This is a genomic window from Reichenbachiella sp. 5M10 (assembly GCF_002742335.1).
In the GTDB taxonomy this organism is placed as follows: Bacteria; Bacteroidota; Bacteroidia; order Cytophagales; family Cyclobacteriaceae; genus Reichenbachiella.
This window is the reverse complement of the sequence record NZ_MDGR01000007.1, coordinates 4,165,807-4,180,819: the sequence shown is the minus strand read 5'-3', so window position 1 is coordinate 4,180,819 and position 15,013 is coordinate 4,165,807. Positions and strand designations below refer to the sequence as shown.

Annotated in this window: 12 protein-coding genes; 7 read left to right on the top strand and 5 right to left on the bottom strand. The window is 46.7% G+C overall.

The window, feature by feature from the left end:
* Positions 1-18 precede the first annotated feature (18 nt).
* Positions 19-624 carry a YceI family protein gene (locus BFP72_RS16980; RefSeq protein ID WP_099600275.1) on the top strand — a complete coding sequence of 202 codons (606 nt, stop codon included), beginning with the start codon at positions 19-21 and terminating at the stop codon, positions 622-624.
* A gap of 83 nt (positions 625-707) precedes the next feature.
* Here the strand turns inward: BFP72_RS16980 and BFP72_RS16975 are convergent, their stop codons facing one another.
* Both BFP72_RS16975 and BFP72_RS16970 read right to left on the bottom strand, forming a co-directional pair.
* Positions 708-2,117: a pyridoxal-dependent decarboxylase gene (locus BFP72_RS16975; RefSeq protein ID WP_099600274.1), complete on the bottom strand. Its 1,410-nt coding sequence runs from the start codon at positions 2,115-2,117 to the stop codon at positions 708-710.
* 68 nt (positions 2,118-2,185) lie between these two features.
* The gene (locus tag BFP72_RS16970) at positions 2,186-2,686 is read right to left on the bottom strand and encodes an Lrp/AsnC family transcriptional regulator (protein WP_099600273.1); all 501 of its coding nucleotides are present in this window, start codon (positions 2,684-2,686) and stop codon (positions 2,186-2,188) included.
* A 123-nt stretch (positions 2,687-2,809) separates the two neighbouring features.
* On the opposite strand from BFP72_RS16970, the gene metE reads away from it, so the two are divergent.
* The 6 genes from metE (at position 2,810) to BFP72_RS16940 (ending at position 9,334) form a co-directional block, all read left to right on the top strand.
* Positions 2,810-5,128: a 5-methyltetrahydropteroyltriglutamate--homocysteine S-methyltransferase gene (gene metE, locus BFP72_RS16965; RefSeq protein ID WP_185123735.1), complete on the top strand. Its 2,319-nt coding sequence runs from the start codon at positions 2,810-2,812 to the stop codon at positions 5,126-5,128.
* 209 nt (positions 5,129-5,337) lie between these two features.
* The gene (locus BFP72_RS16960) at positions 5,338-6,681 is read left to right on the top strand and encodes an NAD(P)/FAD-dependent oxidoreductase (protein ID WP_099600271.1); all 1,344 of its coding nucleotides are present in this window, start codon (positions 5,338-5,340) and stop codon (positions 6,679-6,681) included.
* 97 nt (positions 6,682-6,778) lie between these two features.
* Positions 6,779-7,282 (top strand): hypothetical protein, encoded by a 504-nt coding sequence (locus tag BFP72_RS16955; protein ID WP_099600270.1) that lies wholly within the window; start codon positions 6,779-6,781, stop codon positions 7,280-7,282.
* Between the two features lie 3 nt (positions 7,283-7,285).
* A complete protein-coding gene (locus tag BFP72_RS16950; protein ID WP_099600269.1) occupies positions 7,286-7,861 on the top strand; it encodes a sugar O-acetyltransferase in 576 nt (191 codons plus the stop codon).
* A 67-nt stretch (positions 7,862-7,928) separates the two neighbouring features.
* Positions 7,929-8,507: a TetR/AcrR family transcriptional regulator gene (locus BFP72_RS16945; RefSeq protein WP_099600268.1), complete on the top strand. Its 579-nt coding sequence runs from the start codon at positions 7,929-7,931 to the stop codon at positions 8,505-8,507.
* Positions 8,508-8,584: 77 nt separating this feature from the next.
* Positions 8,585-9,334 carry a glucose 1-dehydrogenase gene (locus tag BFP72_RS16940; protein WP_099600267.1) on the top strand — a complete coding sequence of 250 codons (750 nt, stop codon included), beginning with the start codon at positions 8,585-8,587 and terminating at the stop codon, positions 9,332-9,334.
* Positions 9,335-9,413: 79 nt separating this feature from the next.
* Here BFP72_RS16940 and BFP72_RS16935 read toward each other — a convergent pair whose 3' ends face one another.
* The 3 genes from BFP72_RS16935 to BFP72_RS16925 form a co-directional block, all read right to left on the bottom strand.
* The gene (locus BFP72_RS16935) at positions 9,414-12,107 is read right to left on the bottom strand and encodes a TonB-dependent receptor (RefSeq protein ID WP_099600266.1); all 2,694 of its coding nucleotides are present in this window, start codon (positions 12,105-12,107) and stop codon (positions 9,414-9,416) included.
* Positions 12,108-12,110: 3 nt separating this feature from the next.
* Positions 12,111-14,057, bottom strand: a complete 1,947-nt coding sequence (locus tag BFP72_RS16930; RefSeq protein WP_099600265.1) for a caspase family protein — start codon at positions 14,055-14,057, stop codon at positions 12,111-12,113.
* A gap of 341 nt (positions 14,058-14,398) precedes the next feature.
* A complete protein-coding gene (locus BFP72_RS16925) occupies positions 14,399-14,947 on the bottom strand; it encodes a carboxymuconolactone decarboxylase family protein (protein WP_099600264.1) in 549 nt (182 codons plus the stop codon).
* Between the last annotated feature and the right edge of the window lie 66 nt (positions 14,948-15,013).

Below are 15,013 nucleotides of genomic sequence, written 5' to 3'. Positions count from 1 at the left end.
ACATTCAAAAACAATCGTATGAAAACCAAAAATTGTATCCCAGTTATTTTGGCGCTATTCGCGCTGTATTCGTGCTCACCCAAAAAAGCACAAGAAGAAAAATCAGAAGAAGCTACTGCGGTAGTATATGATGTTGCTGCAGCTCAGGTCAAATGGACGGCATTCAAACTCACGGATAGAGTAGGCGTATCCGGTACGTTCAATGAAGTTGATGTCACGGCAGGAGGAGCAGGGTCAGTAGAAACTGTATTGACCAACGGCATGTTCTCAATCAACACGGCTAGTGTAGATTCCAACGAAGCAACAAGAGATCCAAAAATTAAAGAGTCCTTCTTTGGAGTGTTCAATACGCCGGCGATCACTGGGACGATCGTCTCTGCAGAAGGGGGCAAGGGCCAAGTCGAATTGATGATGAACGATACGACTAACATGGTTCCGTTTAGTTACATCACCAGCGACTCTACATTGGTATTGACTACCTCTATCGATGTGACCAACTGGAATGGTGCTGCAGCGATTGATTCGCTCAATAGTGTATGCGAACTCTTACACAAAGGGTCCGACGGTGTATCTAAGTTGTGGCCTGACGTGACTGTACAAGTCACCATCCCTGCCAAAAAATAAGAACAGAACTGTACAAAACCGAAAAGGCCGCTCAGCATCTTGCTCAGCGGCCTTTTTGTGTCGCAACAGCACAGGTTTGTCGATTAGATAGTTTGTACGGTTGTGGTCATGATTTCAAAGACGAGGGTCACATCTGCATCTGTCGTTCGCCAGTTGACAAATGAAGCACGGATGCCCTGTTTGCCTTGATAGACTGTAGGAGTCATGAACACCTTGCCTGTCTCATTGATCGCCGCGAGGAAACGTGAAACCTTGTGTTGGTTTTCGTCTCCAGTCAGTGTGAAGCATACATTGTTGAGTCGGGTGGGTGCGAGCAGGACAAAGTCTGAGCTCTCTTCGATGTTGTGGCTCAGTTGTTTCGCTCGGTCCACGGAGTTTTCGATGATTTCTTGGTAGCCTTCTTTTCCGTATGCTCTGAGCGAAAACCAGGCAGGTAGTGCTCGGAGCCTTCTGGAGTTTTCGGGCAAGAAGTTTAGGTAATTGAAATTTTCCATTGGATCACCTAAATAGGGGGCATTGGAATTTTGAAAGGTCTCTACTTGCTCCATTTGATGTTTCTTTAGGATGAGAAAGAAGGCACTTTCATAGGGTACATTGAGCCACTTGTGATTGTCGATGCAGAGACTATCAGCAGATTCCCATCCTTTGACGAGATGTTGGTACTTGGGAGAACAGGCGACATAGCCCCCAAAAGCCGCATCGACGTGCCACCAAAACCGGTACTTTTTTCTAAGTGAAGCGATCCCTGCAAAATCATCAAAGTCAGCCGTGTTTACTGTGCCGGCACTGGTAATTAGGACAAATGGAGCGCCATGTAGCGCAAGGATTTCTTTTTCTAAATCGTCTAGGTCAATGGCTTCTCTGTTTTGTGCTTGGGTTTTGATCTGGGTTAAATTTTGACTCCCTATGCCGAGCATAGACAGGCATTTGATCGCAGAGGAATGTGGCGTAGCGCTCAGCACCTGGATGGGCTGAGAAAGGCCTTCCTTGGCAAAGTCCTTCCCGAGCTCCTTGCCAATCCATTGTCTGGCAGTGGCTAGACAGGTGAAATTGGAGAGGGTAGCACCCGTGACAAACCCTCCAAAAAATTTTTGAGGTAAACCAAGTAGATCCAATAGGAGTTGAATTGTCTCGACTTCAATGCTCGCAGAGACATCTCCTTGGCCTTTGGTGGTTTGGGTGTTTTGGTCAAAGACCGTCGCAAGCCAATCACCCATGGTCGCTGCAGGTGTGGAGCCCCCTGTCACAAACCCCCAGTACCTGGGACCAGAAGACCCGACAAGGTAGGGTTCAAACCTTTGGTTGAATAGTTTCAGGGTTTCTTGTCCTCCGAGTCCTTTGGGGTTTAGGCTGATGGAGTCGTCGGTAGTATGGTCATGGGAGTTGGAGGTGTGGCGGTCATTGAGTCGGTTGAGAAAGCCTAAACTTTGGTTTTTGACCGACTCGAGCAGTTCGCTCAAGTGGTCTAGGTCGTGCTGGAGATGTGGATTCATGTTTGGTGAATGAATGGGTTTTGAGTAAAGCGGTTATTACGTGTGTGTGGTGAATAAGTTGAGCATAATCAATCAGCCAGCGGGACGGCATGTGTGTGTTTGATTTCACTCATCACAAAGGTACTGTGGGCACTACCGATGTTGCTTACCGAGCCGAGACTGTTGAACACGAAATCTTGGTAGTGCTTCATGTCCTTGACGAGTACTTTCAGTAGGAAGTCATAGTCCCCTGATATGTTGTAGCATTCGGTGACTTCCTTGAGGGCGGTGATCTCTTCTACGAACTGATTGCCAATTTCTTTGGTGTGCTGCTTGAGTGTGATGTGACAAAACACAATCAACCCTCGATCCAGTTTGTCCGCATCGAGTACGGCGATATATTTTTTGATGTATCCGTTTTTTTCGAGTCGCTTGACTCGTTCGAATACAGGAGTTGGAGACAAATTGACACGTTTGGCTAGCTCTTTGGTGGTCATGTTGGATTGCGTTTGGAGTAGATCGAGGAGGTGGAGGTCTACTTCGTCAAGTTTGTGACTAGAATTATTTTCTGTTTGGGTATTGTATATCATGTCTTGATAAAATTACTCTCTTTGAATGCGATATATGTTAGAATAAAACACCAAATATAATTTATAATTCGGGTTATTAATCTTGATATATAGTTTTGTAGGGAAAATTAATCTTATAAAATTATGAAAACCAGTGTGTTGGGTTACCCCAGAATAGGCAGTAAAAGAGAACTAAAAAGAGCTTCGGAAAAATATTGGAAGCTGAGCATATCAGATGCCGAATTGCTTCAAACAGGTAGAGACATTCGCAAACAGAACTGGCTGCTCCAGCAGGAAGCGGGTGTAGACCATATCCCATCCAATGATTTTTCTTTTTATGATCAGGTACTGGATATGTCCTTGACTTTGGGGTGTGTCCCGTCTCGTTACCAACAGGTAAAAGAGGAATCCTCTCGTTTGGATTTGTATTTTGCGATGGCTCGGGGGATACAACGTGACGGGTATGATATCACCGCGATGGAGATGACCAAGTGGTTTGACACCAATTACCACTACATCGTGCCTGAGTTCGTCAAACATCAGACCTTTGATCTTGACGCAACCAAGGTCGTCGAGGAGTACAAGGAAGCATTGGAGCTGGGGGTACAGACGAGGCCTGTCCTCATTGCTCCGGTGACCTTTCTCTTGTTGGGCAAGGAGAAGGAATCAGGGTTTAGCCGTTTGGACTTGTTGGATCAGTTGCTCCCTGTTTATTTCGACTTGATCGAGCAATTGGTTGATCTTGGTGTGACACAGATCCAGTTTGATGAACCGTGCTTGGCGCTCAATCTCGATGACGCGGCAAGAGATGCCGTTACACAGACTTATACTCAGATTTCTCATCGTTTCCCGAGGCTTGAAGTTACTTTGACGAGTTATTTCGAATGCTATGGAGACAACTTGGAGACTGTATTGGAGCTTCCAATTCATGCGTTGCATTTGGATTTGGTTCGTTGCTCGGCTCAGCTGGGAGATGTGTTGGCTTCCCCCAAATTGGACGAACAACTCATCCTTTCCCTTGGAGTGGTAGACGGTCGCAATGTCTGGAAGAATGAGTTTCAGTCGTCTTTGTCGACGATTGCGCAAGCGGTGCAGCAGTTAGGTTCGGAGCGTGTTTGGATAGCGACTTCTTGTTCGCTCTTGCATAGCCCTTGTGACCTGGACCTGGAGAGCAACGCTACACAATTGCCTGATGCAGTCAAAGGTTGGTTGGCTTTTGCCAAGCAGAAGGTCGATGAAGTGGTGACACTCAGGGCTTTGGCTTTGGGGGTCAAAGCAGAGGATGTTTTGCAAGCGCTAGTCGCGAATAAGAAAGCCAATGAGGAAAGAAAGAATTCGGGGTTCATTCATGAACCTAAAGTCAAGAGAAGAGTCGAACGTCTTGCTCCTTCACACAGTCAGCGAGTGTCTTCATTTCTGTCCCGTCAGGAGCTTCAGCGAGCCAAGTTGCGATTGCCGCTTTATCCGACGACTACCATTGGGTCGTTTCCGCAGACTCCTGAGGTACGTAGTTGGCGTGCAAAGTTCAAACTAGGAGACCTGACTCAGGGTCAATACGACCAGTTGATACAGAAGGAAACCGAAGCTACGATTCGTTTCCAAGAGGAGGTAGGTCTGGATGTACTCGTTCACGGAGAGTTTGAGCGAAACGATATGGTAGAGTACTTTGGAGAGAAGCTCGAGGGGTTTGTGTTTACTCAGTTTGGTTGGGTGCAGAGTTATGGGACAAGGTGCGTCAAGCCTCCGATTATATTTGGAGATGTATATAGGAGGCGGCCGATGACGGTCAAGTGGTCCTCCTATGCTCAGTCGCTGACCGATAGGCCCGTCAAAGGAATGCTCACAGGCCCAGTGACGATACTGCAGTGGTCTTTTGTGCGAAACGACCAGCCTAGAGCTACAACTTGTCAACAGATTGCTTTGGCCATTCGTGATGAAGTCTGTGATCTCGAAGCGGCAGGTATAGGTGTAATTCAGATTGATGAGCCGGCGATACGCGAAGGCTTGCCTCTCCGGCGTGAAGATTGGAAGAGATATCTGGACTGGGCAGTGGAGTGTTTTCGTATCTCAGCAAGTGGTGTGCAGGATGACACTCAGATCCATACGCATATGTGCTATTCGGAGTTCAACGATATCATTGATAGCATCGCAGACATGGATGCGGATGTCATCACCATCGAGACTTCACGCTCGGAGATGGAGTTATTGGATGCCTTCGTCGAATTCAAGTATCCCAATGAGATCGGGCCTGGCGTTTACGATATTCATTCGCCACGTGTACCGAGTCAAGAAGAGATCGAAAGGTTGCTCCACCGAGCGAGTGAGCTGCTGCCCGTAGGTAACCTCTGGGTCAACCCAGATTGTGGGCTGAAAACTCGACAATGGCCAGAGACAAAGCAGGCGCTACAGCATCTCGTCAACGCGGCAAGAAAACTGCGTGAAGAGGTAGCCGTCGAAGCATAGGATACATTTGGAATAAGTAGGTTAAAGTCGGTGAGAGCATCTCACTGGCTTTTTTCGTTTTGTATCGAGGCAGCAAATATTTTGATTCTTTACGAAGTGTTTTTTATTCTCAAACCAGAAGATCATTGTTTGGTCAATTACGTATTAAATGGATCAAGGATGTACCTTTGCGTCCATAAAAATCAATTGCCGATTATCCATCAAGTATTATGTCTACAGTCCAAACAGACCAACTCGAAAAAATCAACATTCCCAAGTCTGACTTACCACGAATCGTCATCATCGGCGGTGGCTTTGGTGGACTGAGGTTCGTCAAGAACATCGATACCCGAAAATACCAAGTGGTGCTTTTGGATCGCTACAATTACCACACTTTCCAACCTCTGCTCTATCAAGTCGCGACGGCAGGATTGGAGCCAGATTCTATTGCAGGGCCTTTGCGTAAGACCTTTCAAAAGAAGAAGAATTTTTATTTTCGCATGGCAGCTGCCAAAAATGTGGATCCTGTCGCAAAAATCGTAGAGACCAATATCGGTCAACTTCGATACGATCACTTGGTATTGGCCTGTGGTTCGATTACCAACTTCTTCAACAATGAGGAGTTTGAGCAACGTGCTTTTCCTCTCAAGCAGTTGCCCCATGCACTCAATCTTCGCTCTCAGATTCTGCAAAACTTCGAAAAAGCAGTGCTTAAAAATGACGAGCAAGAGGTACAGCGTCTCATGAACTATGTGATTGTGGGAGGAGGCCCGACAGGAGTAGAGGTGGCAGGGGCGTTGGGAGAGCTGAAGAAGAAAGTACTGCCCAAAGATTTTCCAGAGCTGAACCTCAACAAGATGCAGATCTATCTCATTGAAGGGCAGGATAGGCTCCTAGGAGGGATGTCTCAGAAGTCTGGAGAGAAAGTATTTGAATACCTCAAGAAATTTGATGTCAATCTCTATGTAGGAAAGATCGTCAAGTCATTTGATGGAGAGACAGTCGTACTCAATGACGGGATGACGATCCCATCGGAGACACTCATATGGGCAGCAGGTGTCAATGGAAATGCGCTGCAAGGCATGAATGACACAGTCACTCGAGACAACCGCTATCAAGTCGATGAATACAGCCAGGTCCGAGGTTTTGATGAGATATATGCGATCGGAGATGTAGCAGCCATGCAAAGCGAAGAGCTCCAGCGTGGACATCCGATGCTCGCACCTGTGGCGACTCAGCAAGGAGATCTTTTGGCCAAAAACCTCAACAAGGGCTTGGAAAAGAGCACTTGGAAGCCTTTCAAATATATGGACAAGGGCACGATGGCAACCGTCGGTCGCAACAAAGCAGTGACCGAATTGTACGGGAAAGTCAAGTTCGGGGGATTTTTGGCTTGGCTTACCTGGATGTTCGTTCACCTCGTGCTCATTGTTGAGTTTAGAAACAAGCTCGTCATTATGAGCAACTGGGTATGGAATTATTTCACCTATGATAGAGGGACACGTCTCATCATTCGCCCATTCATCAAGAAGAAAAAGAAGCAGGTCGAACAGGCTGAGGAAATGCCTGTTTGATTTGTCTTTGGTAGGAACCAAGGACGTACTCGTCTAAAAATTTTGGCAGAATAGGAGTGTTTTAGTATTTTGAAAAAAACTAAAACACTCAATAGCTATGCGCCTTACTCTTCTCACCTTACTTTTCTTCTTTTCTTGGGTAGTGACCTCTGCTCAATCTTCGTGTGCGTGTTGTACGGTACAGCACGGGCAGTTTGATTTTTGGTTGGGAGAGTGGAATGTCTCCTCTCCGGAAAACAAAGTGTTGGGGCAAAGTTCGGTGACCAAGATGGAGAAGGACTGCATTGTTCGTGAGGAATGGAGCGGCGCATCTGGCGTGACAGGTAGGAGTTTCAATTACTATGATGTAGAGGAGTCCACGTGGAAGCAGCTCTGGCTGGACAGTGGAGGGTCGAACCTGAATCTCACAGGAGAGTTTAAGGATGGGAGTATGGTGCTCCAGAGTGGATTGAAGCGAGGCAAAAAAATCTCGTGGTACTATGACCGAATCACTTGGACCAAAATCGACAACAATACCGTGAGTCAGATGTGGGAGATTCTGGATGCCAATGAACGCAGGGTGTCGGTGGCATTTCATGGTGTATATCGCCGAAAGATCTAGAAAATGAAGTCGGAAAAGGAAAAAATGCTCGCTGGAGAGCTGTATGATGCTTCGGATGCCGAACTCGACAAGGACCGGCACGAGGCAAGGTTGATTTTTCAAAGAATCAACGCGATGGGAGAAGAAAGCAAAGCCGAACGCAACGAACTCTTTTATCAGCTTTTTGGTGAGGCTGGAGAGGGGATGTGGATCGAGCCGCCCTTCTACTGTGACTATGGCTACAACATCAAGTTGGGTCACAAGGTCTTCATGAATTTCAACTGCTGCATCCTAGACGTGTGTGAGGTTCGATTGGGAAATAATGTGCTCTTGGCCCCCAATGTTCACATCTATACTGCCTCTCACCCACTCGATGCTAAGACCCGTGCCGAATGGCTCGAAGACGGTCAACCGGTCAGCATTGGCAATGATGTCTGGATCGGAGGGGGAGCGATCATCTGTCCAGGGGTCACCATCGGCAATGGCGTGGTGATTGGTGCAGGCTCAGTGGTCACCAAGGATGTGCCTGACAATGTCCTCGTGGCGGGCAATCCTGCCAAGGTCATCCGGCAGATAGACAATTCGGACCATATCGTATAGGCTAATTTGCTGGTGGTATTGACTAGGCTCCGAAACTTTCTCTAAATTTGAGTCGTTCATCAGTGATATGCCAAAATCTGTTTTATTTGATCGCAACCAAGTGCTTGATGTAGCCACGAAACTTTTTTGGAAAAAGGGATATCACGCTACGTCGATGCAAGATTTGGTCGATGCGACGGGACTCAACCGCTCCAGTCTATACAATAGTTTTGGAGACAAGCATCAGCTCTTTGAAGAATCCTTGCGTCACTATCAGCAGTGGCAATCTCAAACTGCAGCGCTTAGTTTTGAGAAGGATTTATCCCCAATACAGTCCATACATCATTTTTTTTATTCGATGGTTGCGAACATCAAGCAGGATGCAGAGCAGCGGGGTTGTTTTCTTTCCAATTGCACCACGGAGTTGGCGAATACGGATCGGAGTATACAAAAAATGCTCAAAGCAAATAAAGACGGTCTACTGGAGGTGTTTGCTCAAAAAATTCGTGCAGCGCAGCAAATGGATCAGATTGACCCGTCAAAGGATGTAGGTTTATTAGCGTTGTACCTGTATGCAAGTTTGCAAGGGCTGCAAGTCACAGCGGTTTTGTTGTCGGACTCCAATGACTTGGATGGACTGGTGGAGTTGATATTGGAGAAACTCTGATTTTTTTTGTCCTTATCTGAAACGTTCGTTTCATAATCCCGTTATTTGGATCAATCATTTCAAATAAAACCAAAACTATGAGTAGATTAGAAAACAAAGTAGCATTGATCACAGGAGGCAATAGCGGTATCGGTTTGGCGACTGCCAAGTTATTTGTAGCACAGGGAGCTAAAGTCGTGATTACAGGTAGAAGACAAGAAGCTCTGGATACTGCGGTCAAAGAAATCGGAGGGGATGTGATAGCCGTACTAGCTGATGTAAAAGATATAGGGGCTGGTACACGTGCAATCGAGCAGACTGTGGAGCAATTTGGTCACATTGATATTCTCTTTTTGAACGCGGGCATAGCAGGGTTTATGCCAATTGCTGAGATGACGGAAGAGTTTTTTGACGAGCAGTTTGATACCAATGTCAAAGGGCCATTTTTTATGATCAAATCCGCATTGCCTTATCTGAGCGAAGGGGCAGTGATCATAGGTAATACTTCGATCGTGAGTCAAAAGGGCTTCCCTGGGTCAGGCGTGTATTCTGCGACCAAGGCTGCAATGCGCTCACTCTCTAGAGTGTTGACCAACGAACTGCAAGCGAAGAAGATTCGCGCAGTGAGCGTGGCGCCTGGGCCAATAGATACGCCAATCTATGGCAAGATGGGTATGAGTGAAGCGGAACTTCAAGGGATGAGCCAAGGATTTGCCCAACAGGTGCCTCTCGGTAGATTTGGAACTTCGGAGGAGTTGGCACAGACAGTCTTGTTTCTAGCCTCTGACGAAGCGTCTTTCATCACGGGTGTCGAACTAGAGGTAGACGGGGGCTTGAGCCAAGTCTAAGCCATGTCTAGCAGTCAAAGCGGCCCTAGCCGCTTTGACTGCTTCTGTTTTGAGACATGCGTGGGTTTTGGAGGCATTGTCAAATCTTGAATATCAACTGACCAAAATAGTACGCGCCTGCTACACCAAACTGCTGAACACGACGGCTATATACGAAACGCCCTTCTTCGACATTGGCGGAGTGGTTTTGCTTGTCTGGGTAGACGTTGAATAGGTTGTTGGCCCCTGTGGATACGAATACGTGTGGTGTAATCTGGAACGTCACATCTAGATCAGTGATGATCTTAGAAGCGAAAAGTTGATCTCGTGATTGGGCCTGACCTGTATACTGGTTGATGGGCCAGTTGGCAGGGTCACCATCATCGGGATGTTTGTACTCTACTATGCCGAAGTAGGTGTTGCGCAGGTTGACTGAGAGTCGCTTGAGAGAGTATTTGGCATCAAAAATCAGCTTTGACCTGGGGACATTGGACTCCAAACGAGCGACTTCCTCGCGGTTGAATAGTTCAACAGGTGCTTGATTGAGGATACCAGATGCCTTGATGTTTGTGACGTCTGTTGCTGAGTAGTTGAACCCAATGGATAGGTCGAGTTTGCTATGATCTCGGATGAGCTGATAGGCCAAAAAGTAGTCGAATCCCCAACTGACGGTAGAGACAGCATTGGCAAAAAATTGGGCGGATTGCACCCCTAGTACATCAAAAACTTGATCAAAAATAGGGTCATCATCTCCTGAGAATTGCCCGGTCAGTACGATACGGTCTTCTATATCTATTCGATAAAAATCTAAACTGGTAGAAAAATTTCTAAACGGGCGGGAGGTCACACCTATGCTGTAGTTTTTGGAGGTTTCGGGGATGAGTTCGTCGATCCCAAACAGTCGTGCCAATGTGCTCTCGTTGTTGTAGTTGGCCACTCGGGTGGCGAGACCGTCGACAAATTGTGTACTGATTCGACTGTAGTAGAGCTGGTGGAGAGAAGGAGCTTTAAATCCCGTACTGAACCCCCCGCGCAGGATGAGTAAATCCGAAAACTTGTATCGTCCTGTGGCTTTGACACTAATGTTGGGTCCGTAATGGTTGAAATACGATTCTAGTCGCGCAGCAGTGATGATTTCCAGCTTTGGAGTGAGGTCTCCCTTAAGTTCGAGATAGCCCGCAATATTGGAGCGGAGTTTATGGATTTCATTTTCAGGGGTGAACCCCGAAAATACCTGAAATCCTACTTCGCGTGGTTGGCCATAGTTGGTCGTGTCTCCTCCATTGTAGTAGGACTCTTCATCTCCTTTGCGTATGCTAAAGTTCTCTAGCTTGTACTCCGCACCAAAGGAAACATTGACGGGTATAGTTGCTTCGAACCGTCGCGTCAGATTGATGCTGGCTATTTTGTGGCCGTAGGAAAATCCTCCAGCATATACGGTTAGTGGAGAGGCGATACCTAGAGAGGCATTGAGCGAGTTGTTGATGGTGTAGTCAAAGGTGTTTTCGCTGAGATTGACATTGAAGTCCAAATACCAGTCTTTGATTTTTCCTCTTTCGCCCAGAACGAAGGTCTTGTCTAAAATGTCTGGGCTGATTTCTGGTGAGAAGCCCTCTTCGTAGATGTAGTGTACCACTTTGGCACTGTCGTAGGGCAGGCGGTAGTAGCCTGTGGAGCTGCCTTTGCGGTAGTTGATTCCTCCAAAAAAATACAGCTCCATGTCTTCTTTTGGTTTGAAACTGCCGTTGTATGTGAGGTTGGCATTTTGGGTAGAAGCTCCGCCCACTTTCATGATTTTATCCATTTCCAAACCGGTTTGATCAAAAAATGTCGCTCGTGCGACAGGGTCTTGATCACGGCTGTCTCCGTAGATGATACCTGTGTAGTTCCCAGATCGGTTGATACTTTGTTTGTTGAGAAACTCACAAGTAAAGCTGAGGAACCCTTTGCCTCCCATACTGAACCCGTAGTTGCCAGCTATTTTTTCCACTTGTCCGTCTCCACCTTGAGTGCCTGCTAGATCAATTTGAAAGTGTGCTTCGCCAGTTTCTTCTTTGAGGACGATATTGAGTACGCCCGATATTGCATCTGACCCATATTGGGCGGCAGCTCCATAGCGGAGTACTTCGATGCGTTCGATGGAGATCATCGGTATGGTGTTGAGATCGGTACCCGCGGCTCCTCGACCAAAGGTCCCATTGACATGTACGAGGGCACTTTTGTGTCGGCGCTTGCCATTGACAAGGATCAATACTTGATCGGGACTGAGTCCGCGCATCGATGCAGGAGTGACAAAGTCCGTGCCGTCAGCGATGGTCTGATCGACACTGTAGAAGGTCGGGATCAAGTAGTGCAGTGCAGCGCTCAAATTGGGCTGGTTGGTGTCCATGATTTGCTGGCCCGTGATCACATCTATGGGTACAGAGGATTCCATCTGACGTACGAGTACTTTGGAAAGTGAGCCAGAAGCGACATCTTGCTCTAGGACTGTAGATTCCAGTGTTACGAGGATTTCGGTACTTTCATAGTCGCGCACGATCACTTGATGCAGTACACTTTTGTACCCAGGTTTTTTGATTTCCATGAGGTAGGTGCCTGTGTCTAGTTGGAAGGCGTAGTAGCCCTGCACATCGGTATGGATACCGTAGGGCGTGCCTTCGAGGGTGACGCTGGCTTCTGCCAAAGGGCCAAATTTGTCCGAGACGGTACCTGTGAGGTAGCCAAACTGAGCCCATGTGGGTACGGAAGCATAGCATAGCAGTAGAGAGAGCAATATTTTAGGGAATGTTTTCAATGTTTAGCGGCAAGTGTTGGGGTGTTGATTCAAATAAGTAAACAAGGCTTTGTGCAAAGTCAAATCTGTACTTCCTAAGATGGACTGGCACGCCACCGAAAAATCAAAATAGGGTTGATTGTCTCTCAGTGCGAAAAATTGTTGGACGGCCTTTAGGTTGTTTTTTTCCAGCTTGATATTTTCGGGAGCGGCCAAATAGGTGTTGATTCGGAGTGCTCCTTCCTGTAATTGTTTGATGGTGGATGGTGCGTAGTATTCCGTATGTGAGGTGAGCAGATACTTTTGCTGAAAGCCCTCCATGTTTTGTAAGCTTTGGGCTCCATATAGAAATAGGTAGTTGGATGCCTCGCTGTGCAGCAGGTTTTCAAATTTTTGTGCGGAGATTGGAATGAAGGAAATGTCGCTTTGCAAGAATTTTTGAACTAGCGGAACTAAATCTTGGTCTTGTTCTCGTACGAAAGCAATCTGGACAGTCTTTGCGTCGGGACTGCTATAGATTCCGATGTATTGAGAATAGAGCGGAATGATGAGTTTCAGTGTAGGGTCGAGTACGTGCTCTGTTGGGTCTGATAGCAAGGTGAGCTGCGGCTGTTTGGCGGTTCGTTTTTCGGTAGGCTTTGCTTGGTCTGCGGTGGTATATAGTGTGCAATTGTAGATGTTTGAGAGGACGTCTTGTAGTGAGTAGTCTCCTGATTGAAAAAGACCCGACTGTGGCAGAATGATGGATACGCTGGGTTTGGAAACCTTTACTTTGATGAAGTCAGAGCTTGTCTTTCGTCCATCAAAGGTATTCAACTCTACCTTGTAGTTGCCAGAGGCAGAGACCATCAAGTCGTGACCTTCGTTGACCCTGGCACCATCTCGATACCAGGCAAAAGTCCCCGACGTATTGGTTTGAGCATGTAGCGTACCAAACCCCTCAAAGGAGGCTTGATTGCCTTCGACGATTCGTACACTTGGTTTGACGAGCGAATTGACACGAACGATGATTTCTTCGGAACTAGAGATTTGTCCTTGAGGACTCACAGCCCGGACATGGTATCTGCCAGATTTTCGGACTTCTAATGTAGCATTGTTTTTGAGGACCTTGTCGCCATCAAACCATTGATATGTGACACCCTTGATATTGGATTGGGCATGCAAAAAACCTAAGCCTTCGAATGTGACACTTTCTCCTTCGATGATGCGCACTTGTAGGCTCATTTCAGGGATGACGTTGAAAACAAAGGGTTCTGTGAGTGAAGTAGTTTCCCAAGGGATTTGTTTCTTGTCAGAAGCTTTCAGTACATAAGAGCGCACCTGATGAAAGAGGTCACCGATCTCCAAGCCGGGCGATTGAATATACTTGAGGATCGCTTCGGTATAGAGTCCGTTGCGGCCCGAGCCGTCAGCTGCGGTCTTGCCAGGGCTGGTGGAGAAGCAAATGATAGACCCCTGGGGGGCGTCCATGAGTGCCAGTCCACCACTGATCTTGTCTGACTCGGCGAAGGTAAAGGGGTTGTTGCGACAAGCATCCATGATCACAATTTTGGTTTTGCAATAGGAGTATTTCATCGCAAGGATTAGCCCGTTGACAGGTACGTTCTCGGTGGTCACTTCGTCTATGGACGAGACTTTGGCGTCTATAGGTACGAAGTAGTTTTTGCCACTGATCTCTATGGCATGACCGGCGTAATAAAAGAGCCCCGTTTCATAGTCTTTGAGTCGTTTGCCGTAGGTTTTCATCACCGAGATGAGCGAATCATGTCCTAGATCCGTGTAGGTCATCACATCAAACCCCAGTTTACTTAGTTTGTCTGAGATATCATGTGCATCGTGCGTGGGGTTGTTGAGTGCTGTGACGTACTGGTAGGCAGAGTTGCCGATGACTAGCGCCAAGCGTTTCTCGGCTGCTGTCACATTCGTGAAATACAGAAAAAGAACAAATGCAAAAAATGACTTCAAAGACATTTTAGAAGAATGAGCTATACATACATTTTTGTCATTTTGGGAATGCTTACTAAACTATCAAAATGTAGTGTCAAATCAAAGGAATGGTGCGTGTAGCGTCAATTATCGCAGACAACTCTTTTGCAGGGTTGGATTTTTTGACTCGAGTCAAAAAAACAAGAGCTTGATTTTGATCCGAAAGAGTTCTACCATAGGGGGGTCATATAGGTCTCGGAGAGCTATACTACAGGTAGGGTGATGGGAAAGAAAGAGTGTATGTGGGCAAGGCTAAATTCGTACAGAAGAACCAAATACAGTCACCTATTGATTAGGATCAATAGGTGACTGTATGATTAGGAGGGTTAAACCGTAGCAGCCTCAAGTACTGGCGCTGCAGGAAAATCCACTTCGAACTGACCGAAACCGTGCAGGTAGTTGCTGATGGTTTTGTCACCGATGAGGATGATCGTATCTACTAGGTTTTCTTTGGTGTATCCTGCTGCAAAAAAAGCGTCTATTGCACTTTGACCTGCTTTGCTGCGGTTGATAGATGCATTTTTCACCAATTGAGCTAGGGCATCAAACTTGCTGTCAAATGTTGCGCGACCTGTTCTAATCTCTAAAATCTGCTCATCTGAGAACCCATTCATTTTAGATACTGCTGTGTGTGCTGCTAGACAGTAGTCACAGTTGTTGACCTGGCTGACAACTAGATTCACTACTTCTTTTTCTTTATTGGATAGAGACGTTTTTCTATTGCTCAGAGTGAGGTAGTCGCCGAGTGCTCCCTCGGCATGTGGGTAGGACGCATATAGGTTTGGTACGAAACCAAGAGTCCCTTTCAGTTGATCAAAAATTGCTTGATTGCTTGCTGATACTTCTTCTCTTGTTTTTGGATTTAAATTAGCCATTGTCTTATGTGTTTAGTGTTTCAAAAAATTGTTTCTGAGTATATAAACAGCGAATCACCGATTAGG